The organism is Mesorhizobium sp. Cs1321R2N1, assembly GCF_037179725.1.
Taxonomy (GTDB): Bacteria; Pseudomonadota; Alphaproteobacteria; order Rhizobiales; family Rhizobiaceae; genus Mesorhizobium; species Mesorhizobium salmacidum.
In genome coordinates this window covers 61,245-81,604 of record NZ_JAPYKP010000002.1, presented here as the reverse complement: position 1 = coordinate 81,604, position 20,360 = coordinate 61,245, and the positions used below count along the sequence as shown (strand labels likewise).

General features: G+C 58.7%; 17 protein-coding genes. 11 read left to right on the top strand and 6 right to left on the bottom strand.

What is annotated here, in order from left to right:
* The first annotated feature begins 16 nt into the window (after positions 1-16).
* From O7A61_RS01005 to O7A61_RS00985, 5 genes are all read left to right on the top strand, one after another.
* Entirely contained in the window at positions 17-1,120 is a 1,104-nt protein-coding gene (locus tag O7A61_RS01005) for a mandelate racemase/muconate lactonizing enzyme family protein (RefSeq protein WP_337128023.1), read from the top strand.
* A gap of 119 nt (positions 1,121-1,239) precedes the next feature.
* Complete coding sequence (locus O7A61_RS01000) at positions 1,240-2,376, top strand: mandelate racemase/muconate lactonizing enzyme family protein (RefSeq protein ID WP_337128022.1); 1,137 nt, start codon at positions 1,240-1,242, stop codon at positions 2,374-2,376.
* Positions 2,377-2,828: 452 nt separating this feature from the next.
* Complete coding sequence (locus O7A61_RS00995; protein ID WP_337128021.1) at positions 2,829-3,920, top strand: GlxA family transcriptional regulator; 1,092 nt, start codon at positions 2,829-2,831, stop codon at positions 3,918-3,920.
* A gap of 1,027 nt (positions 3,921-4,947) precedes the next feature.
* Positions 4,948-5,136, top strand: coding sequence for a hypothetical protein (locus O7A61_RS00990; RefSeq protein ID WP_337128020.1), 189 nt, complete (start codon positions 4,948-4,950; stop codon positions 5,134-5,136).
* Positions 5,137-5,178: 42 nt separating this feature from the next.
* Complete coding sequence (locus tag O7A61_RS00985) at positions 5,179-5,445, top strand: DUF2127 domain-containing protein (protein WP_337128019.1); 267 nt, start codon at positions 5,179-5,181, stop codon at positions 5,443-5,445.
* 507 nt (positions 5,446-5,952) lie between these two features.
* On the opposite strand, the gene O7A61_RS00980 is transcribed toward O7A61_RS00985, so the two are convergent.
* On the bottom strand, positions 5,953-6,198 hold the full coding sequence (locus O7A61_RS00980) for a hypothetical protein (RefSeq protein WP_337128018.1): 246 nt from the start codon (positions 6,196-6,198) through the stop codon (positions 5,953-5,955).
* A gap of 1,465 nt (positions 6,199-7,663) precedes the next feature.
* On the opposite strand from O7A61_RS00980, the gene O7A61_RS00975 reads away from it, so the two are divergent.
* Genes O7A61_RS00975 through O7A61_RS00965 form a run of 3 tightly spaced genes read left to right on the top strand, consistent with a single transcriptional unit; the run spans position 7,664 to position 12,077 of the window.
* The gene (locus O7A61_RS00975; protein WP_337128017.1) at positions 7,664-8,953 is read left to right on the top strand and encodes an HlyD family secretion protein; all 1,290 of its coding nucleotides are present in this window, start codon (positions 7,664-7,666) and stop codon (positions 8,951-8,953) included.
* Positions 8,950-10,536: a DHA2 family efflux MFS transporter permease subunit gene (locus tag O7A61_RS00970; RefSeq protein WP_337128016.1), complete on the top strand. Its 1,587-nt coding sequence runs from the start codon at positions 8,950-8,952 to the stop codon at positions 10,534-10,536. Before O7A61_RS00975 ends, O7A61_RS00970 begins: the two co-directional genes overlap by 4 nt.
* A 2-nt stretch (positions 10,537-10,538) precedes the next feature.
* Positions 10,539-12,077 (top strand): efflux transporter outer membrane subunit, encoded by a 1,539-nt coding sequence (locus O7A61_RS00965; RefSeq protein ID WP_337128015.1) that lies wholly within the window; start codon positions 10,539-10,541, stop codon positions 12,075-12,077.
* Between the two features lie 165 nt (positions 12,078-12,242).
* On the opposite strand, the gene O7A61_RS00960 is transcribed toward O7A61_RS00965, so the two are convergent.
* Positions 12,243-12,527 carry a hypothetical protein gene (locus tag O7A61_RS00960; RefSeq protein WP_337128014.1) on the bottom strand — a complete coding sequence of 95 codons (285 nt, stop codon included), beginning with the start codon at positions 12,525-12,527 and terminating at the stop codon, positions 12,243-12,245.
* A 417-nt stretch (positions 12,528-12,944) separates the two neighbouring features.
* Between O7A61_RS00960 and O7A61_RS00955 the strand changes: the two genes are divergently transcribed.
* Positions 12,945-13,187, top strand: a complete 243-nt coding sequence (locus O7A61_RS00955) for a hypothetical protein (RefSeq protein WP_337128013.1) — start codon at positions 12,945-12,947, stop codon at positions 13,185-13,187.
* 297 nt (positions 13,188-13,484) lie between these two features.
* On the opposite strand, the gene O7A61_RS00950 is transcribed toward O7A61_RS00955, so the two are convergent.
* From O7A61_RS00950 to O7A61_RS00940, 3 genes are all read right to left on the bottom strand, one after another.
* Positions 13,485-14,570, bottom strand: a complete 1,086-nt coding sequence (locus tag O7A61_RS00950) for a sulfite oxidase (protein WP_337128012.1) — start codon at positions 14,568-14,570, stop codon at positions 13,485-13,487.
* Between the two features lie 95 nt (positions 14,571-14,665).
* Complete coding sequence (locus O7A61_RS00945) at positions 14,666-15,412, bottom strand: MIP/aquaporin family protein (RefSeq protein ID WP_337128011.1); 747 nt, start codon at positions 15,410-15,412, stop codon at positions 14,666-14,668.
* A 122-nt stretch (positions 15,413-15,534) separates the two neighbouring features.
* Complete coding sequence (locus O7A61_RS00940) at positions 15,535-16,989, bottom strand: catalase (protein WP_337128010.1); 1,455 nt, start codon at positions 16,987-16,989, stop codon at positions 15,535-15,537.
* 378 nt (positions 16,990-17,367) lie between these two features.
* Between O7A61_RS00940 and O7A61_RS00935 the strand changes: the two genes are divergently transcribed.
* Positions 17,368-17,772, top strand: a complete 405-nt coding sequence (locus O7A61_RS00935) for a cupin domain-containing protein (protein WP_337128009.1) — start codon at positions 17,368-17,370, stop codon at positions 17,770-17,772.
* Between the two features lie 857 nt (positions 17,773-18,629).
* Positions 18,630-19,460: an aldo/keto reductase gene (locus O7A61_RS00930; RefSeq protein WP_337128008.1), complete on the top strand. Its 831-nt coding sequence runs from the start codon at positions 18,630-18,632 to the stop codon at positions 19,458-19,460.
* A gap of 36 nt (positions 19,461-19,496) precedes the next feature.
* On the opposite strand, the gene O7A61_RS00925 is transcribed toward O7A61_RS00930, so the two are convergent.
* Positions 19,497-20,312 (bottom strand): SDR family NAD(P)-dependent oxidoreductase, encoded by an 816-nt coding sequence (locus O7A61_RS00925; protein WP_337128007.1) that lies wholly within the window; start codon positions 20,310-20,312, stop codon positions 19,497-19,499.
* Between the last annotated feature and the right edge of the window lie 48 nt (positions 20,313-20,360).

Genomic DNA, 20,360 nt, shown 5'->3' with positions numbered 1-20,360 from the left:
CCTAGCGAGGTGAAGAATGAAGATCACGCGAATGACACTGTGGGAGGTACCACTGGCGAGCCACACGCCGTACCACATGTCTGGCGGAAAGAGCTGCGAAACTGTCACGTCAGTGGTTTTGCGTGTCGATACTGATCAAGGTATCGCGGGTTGGGGCGAGGTTTGTCCCATTCCGTATTACCTTCCGGCCTATTCCGAGGGTGTTCGCCCCGCCCTCGAATATGTCGCGCCGATTGTCATCGGGGCTGATCCTGTCGGTCCTGAGGCGCTTATGAGCCGTGTAGACGCTTGGCTGCAGGGGCACCCCTACGCGAAATCCGCTCTTGACCTGGCCCTGTGGGACATCACTGGTAAGGTAGCCCAGCTGCCTCTCTATGCACTCCTAGGCGGGCGCCAAGCGGCCGATATGCCGCTATATCATTCAATCACATGCGTCGAGCCGCATGAGATGGCCCGAATTGCACGAGAGGCGAAGGGCGAAGGAATAGCGCAGTTTCAGGTCAAACTTGGAAGTGACGATGACTGGGAGACCGACGTTGCTCGACTACGTCTCGTTCGGGAGGCTGTTGGAGCAGGGCCCTTGGTTTACGGAGACTGGAACTGTGGAGCGTCCCGGCTGGACGCGACGCGGGTGGGGAAGGCCGTAGCGCCATTCGATATCATGCTGGAGCAGCCATGCGCCACGCTGGAAGAATGTGCCGCGGTTCGGGCCGCGACGGGACTGTTGATGAAAATCGACGAGAATGCCCACGACACCGCGTCGCTGCTTCATGCTTACCATCTTGGCTGCATGGACGCAGTGGCGCTGAAGCTCTCCAAGTCCGGCGGCCTTAGCCCACTTCGCCGGCTTCGCGACTTGTGCCTGCACCTCGGTCCTAAAATGTGCATTGAGGACGTTTGGGGATCAGACATTACCACTGGTGCTCTATTGCATCTGGCGGCGTCGACGCCATCGAACCGTCTTTTAAACACATGCGATCTGTCGGGATACGTCGCTCCTCGTCTCGACACCAGCGCACCCCAGCGCCGCAACGGGCGCATCGCGCCGCCTGAAGGTGCAGGCATCGGCGTTAGCCCGGATCCCGAAGCACTTGGCCAGTCCGTGGCCCTTATTGACTAGGCGCTCCGGTGGACACCGCGCATATGAAAACCGAAGCAATTCGCTATTCCCGCAGCCTGAACTTGCAGAGGCCGCGGAGGAATTAGAATTACCATCCAAATCAGATCGGGTGAACCAAGATGAAAATCACGTCAGTCGCAATTTATCGAAAAGATCTCAGCTATATCGGGGGCACTTACCGCTGGGGTCGCGGCAATGCGATCTCGATCGCCCGATCCACCGTCGTGGTAATCGGGACTGACGCAGGGATTATTGGCGCCGGCGAATTTTGCCCTTGTGGCGAAAATTATATGGAGGCGCACGGTGAAGGGACGGAAGCGGCCGCTCGTTTGCTCGCGCCCGCGCTGTTAGGTCAAGACCCAAGACAGGTTTCGGTTATCGAACGCATCCTGGACAACACCATCCGTGGTCACGGCTATGCAAAAGCGCCTTTTGATGCAGCGTGCTGGGATATTCTTGGAAAGGCCGTCGGGCAACCGGTATGGATGCTCCTTGGCGGAAAACATACCGACGGCGCGCCCCTTTACAAGGTGGCGCCTCAGAAGTCCCCGTCAGAAATGGTCGCTGAGATGGATATCCTGAGGCACAACGGATATCGACAGTTTCAAATCAAAGTAGGGGCAAACTGGGTCGAAGACATCGAGCGCATCCGATCGACCGTGCCCAACCTGCTGCCCGGCGAAAAAGCCTTCGCAGATGCCAACCAGGGGTGGCGTGTCGACGAAGCCCTCCAGGTCGGCCGAGCCACCCGAGATCTCGACTATATTATGGAGCAGCCTTGTCAAACGTATGAGGAATGTCTCCAGGTAAGGCGAAAAGTTGATCTACCTATCAAGCTGGACGAATGCATCACGGGTATGGATATGGTCCAGCGAGTAATAGCGGACCGCGCAGCCGAAATCGTGTGCCTCAAGGTTGCCAAGCAAGGCGGACTGTCAAAGGCGCGGCGAATGCGAGATCTCCTCATCGACAACAGGATTCCGATTGTCGCCGAAGACAGCTGGGGCGGCGAGATCACGACGGCGGTGGTTTCCCATTTTGCAGCCTCGACGCCCGCGGAATTTCTCGTCAACACGACCGACTTGCACAACTACAACAACGAGAGCACAGGAGTCCCAGCTCCTGCCACCAACAACGGAAAACTTTACGCCTCTGATGACCCCGGTCTTGGCGTGCAGCCAGACTGGGATAGCCTCGGCAACCCGGTTGCAACGTATGGCACTCAGCCGGCGAGTGGTACTCCTGGTCTGCGCTGACGAGATACGACGAGGGCCTCGTCTACGCAAATCGTTGCCGTCGATTCAGCCCCCGCCCGTTCGCAAACACGCGCGTCCGGGAACTCGCATCCGGCGGCAAAGACAATGCTGAGAATCCGTCGCACAAACGACGACGCGCAGTTGGACGACCAATGCGAGCACATAGGGCATTTATCAGGGACGGCGGGCTCTCCCTTCTCCATTACGCCGAGGTTGACTTCGGTACAATTGTTTCCTATTATCGATCTATATCGTACATTTGTTTGATGAGATGTCAGGAAGAACCATTGAAGGGGACACGAATTCCGGCCGGGACCGCGAATGTTCCTCTCTGCAGGTCGTGCAGGAGAGCGTTGAAACTGCAATGGGCATTCACCCGGTACACTAACCAAGTTCGACAGGCTCGCTTTCATCAGGTTTCACTCCCGACGATGACTTTTGAGATCAGTTAAATGAGCATGCACACGAGCCGTATGGGGGAGTTGAATCTAGCGGGTTCCGTCTCGAACTCTAAATGGTGCTCGTTAAAAGATCCTTCACCAGATGTCGGCGCTGACGTGCTAGGCATTCTTCTCTTACCGGGATTTTCTCTTCTTAGCCTTTCATCGTTTGTGTCGGCTTTCCACCATGCCAACCAAAACGCCGGCCAGGAACTATTCACCTGGCAGCTTGTTGGAGCCGACAGCAGAAGTCCAGTAGTGAGCTCGACTGGGATTCCAATTTCCGTCGACGTCGATATCAACACCTGCAAAGACGATGATGGCCTATCCGTCCTTGTTTTGATCGGGGGCGAGCGCATCGAGAGCCTTAGATCGTCAGAAATCTCCTCTCTTCTGAGAAGGAGAAATCGCTACAAGTTGCCCATTTGTGCGATCGGAACGGCAACTTGGTTGTTGGCTGATGCTGGAATTCTGCGTGGCGGAATGCGCTGCACGATTCACGCCTCGAGGCTCGCCGCCTTCGCAGAAACATTCCCAGACTTAGTTGCCGAAGATTGTCTATTCGTCCATGAAGGATCGGTAACGACGTGCGCTGGTGATTTCGCGGCATTCGATCTCGCCGCCGAAATGGTAGATGTCCGGCTCGGGGGCGACTTGGCCAGCCGAATATGTGGCCAGTTGACAGCCGACAGATTTCGAACTGGTTCCCATTGCCAGTCGGTACCCCCCGGGCTCCGCCATGGTACTGTCGAGAAGCTGGTTCGGGCCATTAAATTAATGGAGAAGAACGTAGCAGAGCCGTTGCCGCTTGATCACATAGCGAAATGCCTCACGCTGTCACGTCGCCAAGTGGAGCGCCTATTCGCAAAGCACATGAAGACGACGCCGATGCAATACTATTCAACCATCAGGTTGCAACGAGCACGACAGCTTCTAGAAATGACAGACATGCCAGTCATTGAAGTGGCCATTGCATGCGGTTATGTCTCGTCTTCACATTTTTTCGAAAAGCTTCAAAGACCATTTCAGGATGCTTCCAAGCCATACTCGTCCATGGGCAAGCGGGTGATCAAGGATCCGATTGGGCTCACGGCGGTGAGGTAAGAGCTGCCGGGCCCTTCAGGAGCCAGGGCGGCACGGACCGCACACTGTCTAGTTCGGCCGAAGGCCCCTGGGCAAGTTGCGCTATCAGGAGTAGCTCCTCAGGATCAACTCGCTACGGATCGGGTGATAATCCGACGCGCGAAACTCGGACCGTCGCGGCCCCGCGGTCTTCGCCTCAGCGCGCATGACATCCTCGATCTAAGCTTCCGGCGCCCAGCCGTTCAGGTCCGGCTTGCTCGTTGCGCTTTGCACGATGATCATGTGTGCTGGGTCTCGACTTGGCTTGGCTACCGTGACGTGCCTTCGCCACCCCGATCCGCCGCCATAAGCGGTAAGAAATGACGAGGATCGGGCAGGCGCAGACGTGCAGTCCTTCAGCTGGGATCGAGACGAGTTGTTTCGCGCCCCCTCAGACCCTCTTAGCCTCACCCAATAACTGCCGCCGAGTTTCGATGCACCGCGGGCAGGCGGAATGCTCAAACGGAAGAGTTAGCTGTCACACCGGAAGAGATAAATTGCCTCACTGCTAGCCACATAACATCTTTGGCAAACCGGGAGGTCGCAACTCCGCAAGGGCCCGACTTCCCCCCGCTGCTGCTGCAAGCGCAGTCGGGCCAGCTTTAACAGATGCGTTGCCAGGAGATTTACGATGAGATTAGCGATTGTTTGCGCGGCAATTGTGTTTGCCGGATCCGGCTTCGCAATTGCCCACGAGAAAAAAGCCATAACGTCACCGTGCGCCGCAGTTGCTGGGTTGAACTGCCGTTCGACAGGAACTGTGCCGACTTCACCGCATTACCGGGAAGGTAAGTCCGAGCCGCGCCTTGGATACGATGATGATCCCTGGATTATTCCATCCTTTCGCTGACCACGGGGCACGAAGCCTAAGCAGGCCAGCGCTGGCCTGCCACGCTCTCCGCGAATCAGCCTTGGAAGAGGAAAACGGGCGCTCTTCAGCTCGAAGCTTGAAATGCCAGTCATGTTCAGGTCCAGCGTTGACGCACCGACGCCAAACGGCGGAAAGCCCATGAACGAGCAGCGTGTCCATCAGATTTTCGCGGTCAGCCTGCTGCTTAAGGGCGCACATGCGCTGATCGAATGCATCGGCGGCCTGGTCCTCGCCTTTGTCGCCACCAGCACGATCGTTTCGCTGGTTAATCGGCTGACGCTGGGAGAGCTGGGCGAGAATCGGCACGATTTCATGCAAGTCAGTTGATGACGATGGCGAGCCATTTTTCGGTCAGTACGCAGCACTTTTATGCGTTCTACCTTCTCAGCCACGGTCTGGTCCAAATTGGTGGCCGCTTTGCTGAAGCGCAGGCTATGGGCGTATCCGGCCTCGCTCGCCGCCCTTCTGCTGTTCATCATCTACCAGCTCTATCGCTTCAGCTATACTCACTCAGCGGGCCTGATCGTGCTCACACTGTTCGACCTGTTGGTCGTCTGGCTGGTCTGGCATGAATATCGTCTCGTCCAGAGCCACAAAATAGAAGCCAGTTGGCGCCGATCGAGAGGACGGCAATAAATTTGCGTGAGGTAAGAGCCAACCGCCGGGCATCCGGAGTTCTATTTATCGCATTGACGGGTGAGCCAGCCGAGCAGCCGCACTCATCTCGGCATCGCAAAAGAGACAGGCAGACTCGACAGCCGGCAGGCCGTCGCTCTGCACCGCAGTGCCGATCGCGCCTTCACGGGAATAAATATCAACCATTGGCGTTCCTCGTGTGCGATTAGGACCCGCCTGTGCGATCACGCCCATTCTGATTCAGTCGGACCGTCACGACATAGCGCCTTAGCCACACTGGGAGCCGCAGGACAGAGTAGACACCCGGCGCCGGCATAGTCTGCCTGGGAGGTAAGGGCCCCATGCGCGTCCTCACGCGCGCCCGATCACTGATGTGCGACATGACCTCGAAGCTTCACGAGGATCGCCCGGACGAGAGAGGGTGGATCGATTGTTCATCGGCAGGGACATCGGTCCCCCAAGTTTCCAATTTCGTTCGCGCGTCAGCGGAAGCAATTCCCCGTCCGGTCATGCACCCATATGAAACAGGACTGTGAAGCGATTCCAGCCGTGCTGCGCCAGCTCCATCGTCGACGGTGAAGAGGGCGCAATACAGGTCGCCCTCTGGTCTACGGTTCGACCCGGCGCAGCTCGCCCCCTGCCCATGCTGCTGACCGTGGCCTTTGCAATCCGCAGTAAGTTTTTCTGAGATGCACCTGCGGGCGAGCGCAGCACCTGCTTGAACGGCAGACCCGGATTGGTCGAGAAGCGCATAATCGAATCCGGGCTCAGGCCCGGATTCGATTGAAACTCCCCCATTAGCAGGGAACATGACCCCCGTGGCTGACGTTGGGGATTCCATCGATGCAGGACTTGTTGGGCCAGTCCAAAGCGCTGTCGCCACGAGCTGCCAGCGCAGCAGTCCCGGTCGTCAACATTGTCGCAATGGCAATTGCCAAAAGTACGGTTCGTTTGGTCATTGTATTCTCCTTTTAGGCGACATCGAATATGTCGTTACCAATCTAACATAATGTCAGTGATGTTGATTTGGTATAATACCCTCGCTTTACAGAGTTATCCCCATGTATGCGATACTATTAATCCATTACTCCCGGGCCTGTCTTTCCGGATAGGAATGATGAAGATAACGGGTGTCGTATAGCCGCGACCCGAAGCAGGTTCTGAAGCTGGAGACCGGTCATGACCGGCAATCTGCAGATCGGTAACGATTCAGGCCGCTAGGTCGAGCCCAGTTGCGAACGCAACAGCGTCGTAACCAGCCGACGCATCAGACTGACGGTAGACATTCGGACGGCCTCGTCGTTTGCCTTGCTGGAATTTACGACCGTAATGGCCTGGAGCTCCGCCACTATTTATCGGCAGGAGGTGCATCTATGTGGCCGGTACCATCACTCGACTTTGGTCACTTCAGCAGCCTGATCTGGAATTAAAACCACCCGGTCGTCGCATCAGCGCCTGGCCAGCTGGCAAGTCTCTGGATGTCCCACCACCCTAAAATTGAGGCAATTACAACATAAACTTGGCAATAGCGGACAAGCATATTTAGCGCGATGAAGTAGTCTCTTGATCGGCGCTGCGCTGATGTTGATTTCGGCCATCGGTTTGAAAACTCATCTGCCGCAGACCATCTCGTGTCAAAGCTGATCGCCAGACCCCCCTCTCCCTCTCTCGGTCGGTCTTGGCGGGCGCCTTGCTCCCCCCGGGGCGCTCGCCGTGGCGCGGGTTCGTTGGGCCGGTGACGCGTCGTCATCGGCCCATTTTTTTCGCTTGGCGACGGCGCAGTCAGACCTCCCATACGTGCGCGAGAAGCTAGACCCCGCGATGTCATGTTGCGGATGGTCAGGCCCGACGTGGGCGCACGTTGTTGCCAGGTAACCGTTGTGAGGCTCTTGCGACCCATTCAGGGCCGTGGTCGCGTTGCTTGGGAAGCCCGGGCGCGTGCGGCGGGCATACCAAAGTATGAGCCTTTCAGACCGACACTTTATCCACTCATACGTAGGTCGGATTGGAGAGACCCGACACGGCTAACTACACTCGCTTCAAATGGAGAGGCAGCCGGTCATCGGATACTCCGCCAGCTATAGCGAGAGCCACCCGTCACGCGTTTTGAAAAGCAAACGGTCTCCGCAGCCGGCGAGGACCCGACAGGTTCGTCGACCGAGCACGGCGGCCTCCGGCCGGTTTGCATGACAAACGGTTTGCATAAGAGAGATGAAGCATGTCGCAGACCGACACTATCAAGCCCAGCGCCCCGGGCCCAGCCGAAGTCAACGGAGCCCGGGCAGTGGCCCGCAGTGGTCTGCACATCCCCCTCCTAAACAGCCGGGAGACGGTTGCGGGCAGCGCCGTGAGGTTGACTGCCGCGCCAGGACCTAGAGATCCTGTCGCCGAGGCGAGCCCAGCCGAGCACGAGCCCGCTGTCGAAGAGACGGGGCAAGGGAGCGGTTCACCGGATCCGTACGCGATGCACGCAGGGCGACGGCCGGCGGTCTTTATCGTCGGCTTGCTCGCCCTGGCGGCTCTCGTCATCGGCGGGTTCTATTTCTGGTATGTGAACCGAAACATCGTGAGCACGGATGACGCCTATACGGATGGGCGGGTTGTCACCATCGCGCCGCAGGTTACCGGCCTCGTCGTTTCGCTGGATGTGACGGACAACCAGTATGTCCACAAGGGCGATCCGCTGGCTCACATCGATCCGCGCCCCTACACGATCGAACGGGACAGGGCCCAGGGCACACTCGACAGCGCCAGGGCGCAAGCTGCCGGCGAACGGCTGATTGCCGAAATCGCCCGCAAGAATTTCCCGGCTTTGCTGGAGCAGGCCCAGGCCCAACTGGTGACGGCCAAGGCGAATCTGAATAGAGCGCAAGCCGACTATGACCGGCAACACGACCTTCCCAAGGCTGCGACCACCCAGCAGCAGGTCGATGCGGCGTTGGACGCGCTGCGCCAGGGCGAGGCTCAGGTTACTCAAGCCGAAGCCCAGGTTCAGCTGAGTTCGCCGGTGGAGCAGCATATCGGCCAGAGCGATATGCAAGTCAAACAACTAACGGCACAAGTCGAGCAGGCTCAGGCCCAACTCGATCAGCAGGCGCTCAACCTGTCCTGGACGGTTGTCACCGCACCGCAGGACGGCTGGATAACCCGGCGCAACGTGGAAATGGGCAACTACGTCACGCCCGGCCAGCAGTTATTCTCGATCGTTTCACCGGACGTGTGGGTTACCGCCAACTTTAAGGAGAACCAGCTCGACGCTCTGCGGGCTGGCCAGAGCGTGAAGATCGACATAGATGCCTATCCGGATCTCGACCTTCACGGTCATGTTGACAGTGTCCAGATGGGGTCCGGTTCGAAGTTCACGGCCTTTCCGCCGGAGAACGCCACCGGCAATTTCGTGAAGATCGTTCAGCGCGTGCCAGTCAAGATCATCATCGACCGGGGACTCGATCCCAAACTTCCGCTGCCGCTCGGGATATCGGTGATTCCGACGGTGACCGTTCGATGAGCAGCGCTCCAACTGAAGCCGGCGCCGACTGGAAGCCCCGCTACAATCCCTGGCTGATTGCGGTCTGCGTAACGCTTGCCGCCTTCATGGAAATCCTCGACACCACGATCGTCAATGTCGCATTGCCGCACATCGCCGGCAGTCTTTCTGCGAGCAATGACGAGGCAACCTGGGCGCTGACCTCCTACTTGGTTGCGAACGGAATCGTGCTGACCATTTCGGGCTGGCTGAGCGATCTATTGGGACGCAAACGTTACTTTCTGATCTGCATCGGCATGTTCACGGTCTGCTCGTTCCTGTGCGGAATGTCGACGAGTCTGGGCGAGCTGATAGTGTTCCGGCTGCTGCAGGGTTTCTTTGGCGGCGGCCTGCAGCCGAACCAACAATCGATCATATTGGACACGTTTCCTCCGGCCAGACGCGCGGCTGCATTCGGCGTCACCGCGATCGCTACAATCGTCGCCCCGATCCTCGGTCCGACGCTTGGCGGCTTCATCACCGATCAGTGGAGCTGGCCCTGGATATTCTTCATCAATGTACCCGTGGGCATCTTCGCAGTGGTTGTGAATTCGATCCTGGTTGAAGACCCGCCGTGGGTGAAGAGCCGAAAGCGCCGGGGTCTCGACTACGTTGGCCTTTCCCTCATCACGGTTGGGCTCGGAGGCCTGCAGATCATGATGGACCGGGGCACCGACGACGATTGGTTCGGTTCGTCGGCCATCATAGTCATGGCGCTTCTCGCCTTCCTCGGCATTGCCGGCGCCATTGGCTGGCTACTCATTGCCCGCAAGCCGATCGTCAATCTCGATGTGTTCAGGGACAGGAATTTCGCCGGCGGCAGCGCACTGATCGCGGCGACGGGATGCATTCTCTACGCCAGCGCCGTCGTCATTCCGCAATTCGCGCAACAGGTCCTTGGCTACACCGCGACCTGGGCGGGGCTCATTCTCTCCCCAGGTGGCGTTGTCATCATCCTCCTTATTCCGATCGTCGGGCGCCTCTTGATCATCATCCAGGCGCGCTTCGTCATCGCCGCTGGCTTTCTCATCATGGGATCGGCGCTGCTCTTTTCGAGCCACCTGGCGCCGAACATAGATTTTTCGACGCTTGTCATCATGCGCAGCTTGCAGACTGCCGGCCTCGCATTCCTTTTCGTGCCGATCAGTACGATCACTTATTCCACCCTGCCGCGCGAACTGAGCGGCGACGGGGCAGCCCTTTTTTCAATGCTTCGCAATGTATTCGGTTCGATCGGCATTTCTGCCGCGACGTCGCTCGTCACAGAGCAAAGCCAGGTCCGGCAGTCCTATCTGTCGGAATGGGCTTCGCCCTTTCATCAACCCTACAACGCGCTGGTCGCTCAGTACGAGCGTGCGTTGGAGGCGGTTGGACAGCCTGCTGGGATCGCGCACGAAATGGCGGTTGGGGGTGTGTACCAAAGCTTCCGATCGCAAGTTGCCGTCCTGGCGTATTCCGATGTGTTTCTGTTCTTCTCATGCCTCGCCTTCCTTGCCGTTCCCTTCTGCCTCTTCCTGTCGGGCAAGATGGCGAGCGGCGGCGTTGGCGCCGGCCACAGGGCTTGATCATGCGCTACAAATTGCCCACTGTTGCAGCGATTTCCGGCACGTTGGCTCTGGCAGCATGCAGTGTTGGCCCAGATTTCGTCCAGCCGGACCCGGCCCTGCCCAAACGCTGGTACACCAGCCGCACGGCAGCCGCGCCTGCGAGTACCACGGGATTCAGTGCGGCGGCTCAGCAGCCTGTCGACTCCGCTTGGTGGCAGGTTTTTCACGATCCTACCCTTACCTCTCTGGAGAAGAGGGTCGCTGAGGCCAACCTCGACGTAAAGACTGCGACCGTCCATCTCGCTGAAAGCCGTTCTCAGCGTGGTACTGTGGCCTCCGCCCAACTGCCTGATCTGAAAGGCAGCGCTAGATACCAAAATGAAAAACTGAGCGATCCGAGTATCAAAGGCAGTCTGATCGACGGTCTCGCTGGGTCGAGCACCATTTCTGCCACAGGGCCGACGGACCTGTTTACCAGCGGTTTCGATGCGTCATGGGAACTCGATCTTTGGGGGCACGTCCGCCGCCAGGTTGAAGCGGCGGATGCGCAAGTGCAGTCTTCCGAGGAGCAGCGGCGTGGCGCGCTCCTCTCGAGCCTGGCGGAAACCGCACGCGACTATATCCAACTGCGCGGCACGCAGACCTTGATCAAGATCGCCACCGACAACCTTGTTATCCAGCAGGATATTCTGCAGTTGACGCAAACGCGCCAGCAGAGCGGCCTGACGGCCAGTCTCGACGTCGACAATGCATCCGCCCAGGTCGAAGCTGTCCGGGCGGAGCTGCCCAGCCTGGAACACCAAGAAGCGCAGGAGATCAACGCCTTGAGCTTTCTGCTCGACATGCCGCCCGATGCCTTGCGCGGCGAACTCGCCACCACGAAACCGGTACCGCCGTCGCCCGCCAGGATTCCGATCGGCATTCCCTCCGACTTGGCGCGCCGCCGTCCGGACATTCGCGCAGCCGAGGCGCAGCTTCACGCCGCCACCGCCGACATCGGAGTGGCGGTCGCCGAATTCTACCCAACGGTTCAATTGAACGGAGCGGTGGGCTTCGACGCCCTCAAGGCTGGGAGTTTACTGACGACCAGTGCGATCCTGACCAATGTCGGACCCAGCATTTCGATGCCGATCTTCGAGGGTGGCCGGCTGAAGGCGACATTGGAGCTTCGCAAGGCGCAACAGGTAGAGGCGGCGATCGCCTATCACAAGACCGTTCTGCAAGCCTGGCACGATGTCGTCAATGCCCTGGTCGCCCACCGGACCGAACAGCAACGCCGTGACCGGCTGGCAGCGCAGGTCAAGCGCTCGCGAGAAGCCTTGTCGCTAGCCCGCGTCCGCTACAATGATGGCGTCGCCGACTTCACCACTGTGCTCGACACGGAGCGCACGCTGCTGCAAGCCGAACAGAATTATGCGCAGAGCACGACCAACATCTCGATCGATCTCGTCCAGTTGTACAAAGGGCTTGGTGGCGGATGGGAATTGACATACCCGAGCCCGCTGCCCGAGCCGCCGATCAGCGCTCAAAGAACTCCAAGGACAAAGAACCTGACATGACTCTGTCGATGCTTGTTCTGAAGCCGCTCGTCTCGGATGCTCGCTTTGTCAGCAGGCCTGCCGATGAACGACATCGGGCGGGCGTCGCCTTCCGCCGGGATGTCGCTTCATCGGCACGACTTTGCTTCAATCCGAACCAGAAGGGCTCTAATTGGCGACTTTGGATCACGGGCAAGAGCGCCACATTCCATTGGATCCATAGTAGCTCGAGTTCACGGCATCGAACGAGCAGTAAGCAGCATCGGTATCGTAGTTCCACCAAGGCTGGTAGTGATATCCTGGATCGCTAAAAAAGATCTTGTGGTGTCGGTGACGGTGGGCAATGCCACCACCGCTGAAGTCTATGGCATGACCATCACCACCGCCGCCGCGCGCGATCGAGATCGTCGCCGACCCGGTCGCCAGCAGTGCGGCCAAAGCAATCTTCGCCAGTATTTTTGTCGGTCTCATCACCATATACTCCTACGGTTTAGCTATGTTATTTAACTCTATAATTAAGTAGGTGCAGGATATAAGAATCAACATAGCACTTACGGTCAGCATGCTTATACATTGCAGTTATAGGTATGGGCCGTTGAGCTACTATGCCGGTTCTGGTGACGCGCTTGACAGTAGCGGTGATTCACTGTGCGGCACGAGCAAGCCAAATCTTTCATCGTTCAAATCCGACCTCCACTCATACTGTGGAGGCCGGAGTCGAAAGGGTGTAGTGGATCACGGGCAGTATGGGTCGTATGCGTACGGATTGTATGGATCTTCGTAGCCGTACGGGTACGGGTAACCGCAGAAGTAGTCCGAACCGTAGTATCCGTGACGATAATGGGGATGCCCCACCGATCCAACGTGGTGGGTCACTCCGAGTGAATGATGGCTGCTGAAGCCATGGGCGGCGCTGTGGCTACCGAGGCTGCCGGCGATGCCATGGCCGCCGAAACCGCTCTCTATGCCGTGGCCGCCGAAACCGCTTCCGATGCCATGGCCGCCGAAACCGCTTCCGATGCCATGGCCGCCGAAACCGCCCCCGATGCCACGGCCGCCGCCGAAGCCGCCGCCATGACCCCCGCCGCCGCCGCCATGGCCGCCGCCACCCCCGCCTCCGCGCGCCATTGATTCCGTCGCCGAGCCCGCAGCCAGCACTGCACCCAGTGCCACCATCATAAGTATTGTTTTCGACCGTCTCATAGCAAACTCCTTATCTTTAGAGCTCTCATGATTTTGAAAGCCAAATTGATATGGAGGCAGAGGGCCAATTTAAATATAATACGTTTCGGCTATCTGACGCATACGTTGCATCTACCGTGCCGATCTTTATGAATGCCCCGGAGGATCCATGATCGGCTTGGGCGGCTAAGGAAGTGCACTTGCGCCCGAAAGTGTGACCACTCAGCCGCCCCGGCACCCCATCGCTTACCCAGAACCATCTATGAATACCTCAATCGAAAGACAGTGATTGATTGCGTAGCCGCCATAGGCCTGATCGTGGTCGTAAGGTTGGAACGCACCACTCGCGTCCTTGGCACGAGCCAGCAACGTGTACTGGCCCGGCCCTTTCGGCGTCAGCCAATCGAATTTCCAACGTCGCCAAGCATGTCGTCGCACTGGATCCAGGAATTCTGCCTCAGCCCAGCCAAGGCCGCCATCGGTGCTTACTTGAATCTCGGTCACGTCGCTCTCGCCTGCCCATGCGGCGCCGGAAACTGTGTAAATCCGGTTCGGGACCAAGGTTTCGTAGATACGAGGTCGCGCGATTTCGGACTTGAGCTTCATCTCTCCCAACGCCCGCCGCACGGGCTTTCCATTCGTCAAAGCCCAGTAAGCGTAATCCGTTGTCTGCCAGTAACCGTGAAACGGATCCCGCACGGCTTCGATGCGCGTCAACCATTTGACGGAGGCCATTCCATAGTGACCAGGCACGATTGCGCGGACCGGAAATCCATGATCCAGCGGGAGATCCTGTCCGTTCATCTGATACGCGATCAGGACTTCCGGCTGAATGGCCTTGGCTCGGGGCAAGCTCCAGACGTACGAGATCGGGTCGGGTGGCCGGGGCTCTTCTTTGGGTGCTCCTCGGTCCGCTCCTTCGAGCACGATCTCGCACGCATCGTCTGCCAGGCCGGCGCGCTCCAGCAACGCCCGCAAAGGTACACCGGTCCATTCCGCATTGCCGGCGGCGCCGAGCTCCCACTGTGCTCCCTGCACCTGCGGGATGAGAAAAACCCGGCTGTTGCCAGCGCACTCCAGGGTGGCGACCCGCGTTTCGGACGGCATGTTTCGCAGTTGTTCGTAACTTAAGGCAAACGGGTGCCTGACGGCACCATCGATACGCAGTTGATATGATGCTCGGTCGAGCGTCGGCCTCGGAAAATGACTGCGTATGTAGAACAGCGCCGTCGGAGTGAGATAGGAGTCGATCCGATCGAAAGGAGTTTCCAGATTTTTGGGCTCCCGCTGTCGGATGATCAGCCCTGCCGAAGAATATCGCGTATTGTTCATGTAATACTTTTCTGAATGTCATCGTCTCCTAGGCGTCGGCGGGCGTCATCCGACTGCTGTGGACGTCGAGCCGGCGCTTCGGAGTTTTGCGACACTCATTCAGCTGGCGCAGCTGGCGCGGCTGGCGCCTGCGTGCCTATTCGATCCTCGTGGGCGAGCCGCCTCAGTCCCAAATGCACGAAAGCGGCGATCACAGCACCGATGACTGGTGCTATCGTATACAGCCACGCATCGGCGAAATTTCCGGTCGCTACCATAGGGCCAAGAGCCCGCGCCGGATTGAACGGGGCGCCCGTCAAGGCTGCGGCCATGATGATATTGAGCGTGACAGTCATTCCGATCGCCAGCGGCGCGAGGTTGCCGGCACGGCCGGCCACAGCGGTGCTGAGCACGACAGTGACCAGGAAGAAAGCGAGCGCAGCCTCGATCACGAAGCCGGCTGCGGGCGTGATCGTGACCGTTGTCGCGCCTAGCACGAGACCTTGCGCCAGTTGCGGCATGCCGAGGCCTGTAGCCGTGCCGCCGAGCACGGCCCGCAATACCAGCGCGCCGGCAATGCCGCCGACGAGCTGACTCACGATGTAGGCGAGCGCGTCGCCGACGCGGATGGCGCCGGCTGCGAGCACGCCGACGGTGACCGCCGGGTTCATGTGACCTCCCGAAATGCTGCCGTAAGCAAAGGCAAAGACCATGATGGTCAGGCCATGGGCGAAGGCAATCGCGGCGATACCGTTCAGGCCGGTTCCGTCGCCGATCACCGCAGCCGCGCCGGCGCCGATGAACACGAAGGCGAAGGTGCCGATGAATTCCGCAAGGAGCTTGGGGGCAATTGGTTTGGACATCGCTGATCTCCTGAGATGGGTTGGGCGCCAACTCGAGCGATAAGGTTTGGCCCGAGCGCAAAATGCTGGCAGGCTCGCCGACCGACAAACGCAGAACCTCTGACGGTCGGCGAAGCAGGTCTCTATTCGGCTGCGACCCGTGAGGACATCTGCAGCGCCCGCGCCACGCCCGCCCCGTATGCCGGATCGGCCCGCGTGCAGTTCTCCACATGGCGCTGCTTGACGTGCGGCCGTGCATCACCCATCGCGCGGGCGGTGTTATCGAACAGCACTTGCCGCTGCGCCCTAGTCATCTTGCGGAATAGGTTGCCAGGCTGCTCCCAATGATCGTCATCCACGCGATGGTCGTAATGCGCCGCTTCCCCGTCGAGCGGCAGCGCCGGCTCGGCGAAATCGGGCTGGTTGTCCCACAGGCCGGCGCTGTTTGGATTGAAAGTGACCGTTCCGCCGAGATTGCCGTCCGTCCGCATCTTGCCGTCGCGATGGTAGCTTTGAAACGGGCACTTCGGAGCGTTGACCGGTATAAGGTTGAAATTGACCCCAAGCCGGTAGCGTTGCGCGTCGCCATAGGAGAATAGCCGAGCCTGGAGCATTTTATCGGGCGAGAAACCGATACCGGGAACGATGTTGGCAGGGGAGAACCCAGCCTGTTCCACTTCGGCGAAATAATTCTCAGGATAGCGGTTGAGCTCAATCACGCCGACCTCGATCAGCGGGTAGTCGGCCTTCGGCCACACCTTGGTCAGGTCGAAGGGATTATGTTTGTGGGTCTTAGCCTGAGCCTCGGTCATGACCTGGATGAAGAGTGTCCAGCGCGGGAAGTCGCGCCCCTCGATCGCATCAAGGAGGTCGCGTCCGTTGCTCTCCCGGTCGGTCGCCACGAGTGCAGCCGCTTCGGCGTCGGTAAGGTTGGCAATGCCCTGTTGCGTGCGGAAGTGGAACTTGACCCAAACACGTTCGTTGGCGGCATTGATCATCGAGAAGGTATGACTGCCGAACAAGTGCATGTTGCGGAAGCTCTTCGGGATGCCGCGATCGGACATGACGACGGTAACCTGGTGAAGCGCCTCGGGGAGCAGTGTCCAAAAATCCCAATTGTTGTCCGCGCTGCGCAGGCCAGTACGCGGGTCGCGCTTGATGGCGTGGTTCAGGTCCGCGAACCGCAACGGATCACGGAAGAAGAACACGGGGGTGTTGTTGCCCACGATGTCCCAGTTGCCCTCTTCGGTGTAGAACTTCAGCGCGGTGCCGCGGATGTCGCGTTCCGCATCGGCCGCGCCGCGCTCGCCGGCGACAGTCGAGAAGCGCGCGAACATTGGCGTCACCTTGCCGATCTCCGAGAAGATCTTGGCCTTGGTGTAGCGGGTGACGTCGTGCGTTACGGTGAGGGTTCCGTATGCGCCCCAACCCTTGGCATGCATGCGCCGTTCCGGGATCACTTCCCGATCGAAATGCGCCAACTTTTCGATCAGCCAAATGTCCTGCAGCAGGACGGGGCCGCGCGGACCGGCGGTCATGATGTTTGTGTTGTCGGAGACCGGCGCGCCGGTGGCGTTGGTGAATTTGGTGGTGGACATGTTGGGCTCCTTTTTTGTCACGAACGTTTGGGGGCCGCGCTCGCACTTCGGCCGCTTAGTTCACGGTGCTCTCCTGCCGATGGTCTTGCTGTAATTCAGCGAGTAAGGCGTTGCTTGGCGAGAGTTGCTGTTCTTCGTTCTTTCTTGCCCCAAAGCCGTGCTCAATGGATGCACGGCCAGAGAAGGCGCGTCCCCGCGAACGCAAGGCGCCGCAGCACTTCGCGGCAATAGCGGCACGAATGAAGCAATACCCGACAAGCTCAGATTCTGTCGAAGATCGAGACTATCTCCAGATTGAGGCTTTGCAGGTGCATCCCGTTGCAGTCCCATGAGCGAGAGCGCATCTATTTTCGACCGAGTAGGAATTTTTTTGTAGCGGTGACCGAATACCCACCAATTCGCATCGTCAGCCCGCCTGACTTCGACCCAGGCACGGAACAGACCTCAGGTTCCGTGCGCTTGGCAGCAGTCGCACCGCAGCGGGGCATCCAATCGACGTTGTGGGGCGGGTTGTTCGAGGTCAAGCCGGGAGCCCGTACGGGCATCCACCATCACGGAGAGCAGCAGACGATCGCCTATGTCTTGTCGGGCGTATGCGAAGTCCGCTGGGGCGCAAAAGGCGAATATGCTGGGCACGCGAAAGCGGGCGACTTTATCCATGTGCCCGCGTTTTTGCCGCACATGGAAATCAATCCCTCAGATTTCGAAGCCTTTCGCTGGGTGGTCGTCAGGAGCACCTCGACTCCAATCGTCGTCAATCTTCCCGATCAAACGTGGCCGTGATCAAGGCTAGCCCGCTTCAGGCTAGCCTGCCGTCCGTTCCATCGTTTCTTACAATAGGCGGCGAAAGAGCTGGCATCCTGACATCCGAGCATAGGGCTATCGCCCAGGCCGCCCGCACGGAATGCGAGAGCAAGCTGGGTATCCCTCATCATCTACAGAGGATCTAAATGGCGAACGGAGCGTTTCGATGCCCTTGTCATAGGCAGTGGCGGGTGTTGCCCGGATTGTTGCTCAAGCCACGGACTTCGGCGTGATCACCGGTCCGTCTCGGTGGACATGAAGAAGGTACTGCAGCGCAAGAGGCAAATGGTCGATGCCCTCGTCGCATTGGGTAAAAGCAATAGTGGAAACAGCGGCGGTTAGATCGCGCCAGCGATTGCCGGATCCCGGAAGGTCCATGAGCCCGACGTCTGGTCGGCGCCTGACCCTTCAAATTCGGTGGGGCCCCGTCCTCTGGTTCTCGGGCGAAGGGGCGCGAGATCCTAGCCGAATCCGACAATATCCGATCACTGCAGTTGGAAGCCTCCGCCTCGCCACCTCTCACTGCGGGTAGCTGAAATTCACCGAGCCACAGGGTCGACGACGGCCTGCCACGCATACCAAAGTATACGACAGGCATCTGAGCAGACTATTTGCTAACACCTTTCCTAGGATGGCGCTAAATCCCAGGTGGCGTAGATTTAACATGGAAAAAGACCCAGTGAAAATTCTTGTCCGCAACTCACCGTAGCGACCCAAATAGCTGCATCGAGGACAGGCAGGCTTGGTTTCTGGACCGCCTTTTCGGCTCGTCACCTTGTTCTGCGCTTGATTGCGAGGAGCCAGCACGTCAACTCAAAAGCAGATAGGATCTGAATATGCCTGAACAGATCAGATTCAACGATGGCTCCGCTATTGCCCAACTCGGCCTTGGCGTATGGCAGGTGGATCCGTCCATTACCGCCCAGGTTGTGAGTTGGGGGATAGAGGCGGGCTACAGATCGATCGACACTGCCGAAGGGTACGGGAACGAGGAAGGCGTCGGGCAGGCTATCCGCGGCGCTGGCGTCCCGAGGAACGAGTTATTCGTAACATCTAAGCTGCGCAATGGTGCTCATCAGCGCGATAACGCGTTACGCGCTTTCGACGAGACGATGAGCAAGCTCGATATCGAACAGCTCGACCTGTTCCTGATCCACTGGCCGATACCGAGCCAGAACAAATATGTTGAGGCATGGAAGACGCTGATCGAACTCAGGGACGCCGGTCGGATCAAATCAATCGGCGTCTCCAATTTCAATCAGGAGCATTTGGAACGGATCATCGGCGAGACCGGCGTCACTCCCGCGGTCAACCAGATCGAGCTCCACCCACGCTTCCAGCAGCGGGACAAGCGTGAATTTCACATCAAGCACAATATCCGTATCGAAAGCTGGAGCCCCCTTGGCAGCGGTCGCCTGTTGAAGGACCCAACCATCGAAAGCATCGCCAGCAAGCACGGGAAATCCGTGGCGCAGACGATCATTAGATGGCACCTGCAGGAAGGGCTGATAGTCATTCCGAAGTCGGTTCACAAGGAACGCATCGCCTCCAACCTAGACGTCTTCGATTTCGAGCTGGACGCGGAAGACTTGGAGACCTTCAAAGGGATCGATTCACCGGATGGTCGCACCGGATCGGATCCGGCGACGACAACGTTCTTGTTCTGACACGACATCTCGATGGTGGATAGATCAAGCCAGCAATCAGTCTTCGAGCGTGCCGGAGAACAACGTTGCACCGCCGTCCTCAAGGAGTGGCAGCGAAGGATAATCCAGGATGGTCAACCCACCGTCGGCGATGAGCGTTTGGCCTGTGACGAACGAGGCGTCATCGCTCGCGAGAAATGCTACGACGGCCGCTATTTCGGCGGGCAATCCCATCCGATTGAAAGCGCTCGGAGGAACTTTCCAATCGCCTGCGCTACCGGAGGCTGGCCTTTTCGCATCGGTCTCGGTGGAAACCCAGCCAGGGCTTACACAGTTCGCCCTGATGCCATGAGGTGCACCCTCGACAGCCAGGGACTTGGTGAGCGCTTCCACAGCAGCCTTTGCCACACAATAAAGACCCCAATTGCCGTGCAAAGTAGCGGTCGACGAGATATTGACGATGGCGCCACCGCCAGAATCGCGAAGTAGCGGTAATGCATAGGAAGAGACGAAGTAGGCAGAATCTAGATTGGGGCCCCTCAGCTTGTCCCATCGAAGGCCGGGGCGATCTGCAGTCACGGCGCCACTTCGGCGAGGACCAAGGCCGGCATTGTTGACGACGATCCTCAAGCGACCCCAATTCGCGATTTGTTCGATCAAATCGGCTACCTCGTCCTCGCTTTCGAGATTGCATCGAAAGAAGCGTGCTTGCCCGTTCATTGCTGTTGCTTCCGCCTCGACTGTCCGGCCCTTATTCGGATCGCGTCCAACGAAGGCCACTCTGGCTCCCTCTCGCAAGAACCGGTGAACGATAGCGCGCCCTATACCTGAATTCCCGCCGGTTACGAGAACATCCTTATTTTCGAACCGCATCCGATTTAGCCCTCCCCAGCCTCATATAGCAAAGCCCAGTCGCATCGC

Coding starts and splice junctions, on each gene's coding strand:
- O7A61_RS00940 (WP_337128010.1), bottom strand. CDS start 16,989: ATGTCCACCACCAAATTCACCAACGCCACCGGCGCGCCGGTCTCCGAC.
- O7A61_RS00995 (WP_337128021.1), top strand. CDS start 2,829: ATGAGCATGCACACGAGCCGTATGGGGGAGTTGAATCTAGCGGGTTCC.
- O7A61_RS01000 (WP_337128022.1), top strand. CDS start 1,240: ATGAAAATCACGTCAGTCGCAATTTATCGAAAAGATCTCAGCTATATC.
- O7A61_RS00980 (WP_337128018.1), bottom strand. CDS start 6,198: ATGCGCTTCTCGACCAATCCGGGTCTGCCGTTCAAGCAGGTGCTGCGC.
- O7A61_RS00970 (WP_337128016.1), top strand. CDS start 8,950: ATGAGCAGCGCTCCAACTGAAGCCGGCGCCGACTGGAAGCCCCGCTAC.
- O7A61_RS00990 (WP_337128020.1), top strand. CDS start 4,948: ATGAACGAGCAGCGTGTCCATCAGATTTTCGCGGTCAGCCTGCTGCTT.
- O7A61_RS00965 (WP_337128015.1), top strand. CDS start 10,539: ATGCGCTACAAATTGCCCACTGTTGCAGCGATTTCCGGCACGTTGGCT.
- O7A61_RS00985 (WP_337128019.1), top strand. CDS start 5,179: ATGCGTTCTACCTTCTCAGCCACGGTCTGGTCCAAATTGGTGGCCGCT.
- O7A61_RS00925 (WP_337128007.1), bottom strand. CDS start 20,312: ATGCGGTTCGAAAATAAGGATGTTCTCGTAACCGGCGGGAATTCAGGT.
- O7A61_RS00930 (WP_337128008.1), top strand. CDS start 18,630: ATGCCTGAACAGATCAGATTCAACGATGGCTCCGCTATTGCCCAACTC.
- O7A61_RS00945 (WP_337128011.1), bottom strand. CDS start 15,412: ATGTCCAAACCAATTGCCCCCAAGCTCCTTGCGGAATTCATCGGCACC.
- O7A61_RS01005 (WP_337128023.1), top strand. CDS start 17: ATGAAGATCACGCGAATGACACTGTGGGAGGTACCACTGGCGAGCCAC.
- O7A61_RS00955 (WP_337128013.1), top strand. CDS start 12,945: ATGGCTGCTGAAGCCATGGGCGGCGCTGTGGCTACCGAGGCTGCCGGC.
- O7A61_RS00950 (WP_337128012.1), bottom strand. CDS start 14,570: ATGAACAATACGCGATATTCTTCGGCAGGGCTGATCATCCGACAGCGG.
- O7A61_RS00975 (WP_337128017.1), top strand. CDS start 7,664: ATGTCGCAGACCGACACTATCAAGCCCAGCGCCCCGGGCCCAGCCGAA.
- O7A61_RS00960 (WP_337128014.1), bottom strand. CDS start 12,527: ATGAGACCGACAAAAATACTGGCGAAGATTGCTTTGGCCGCACTGCTG.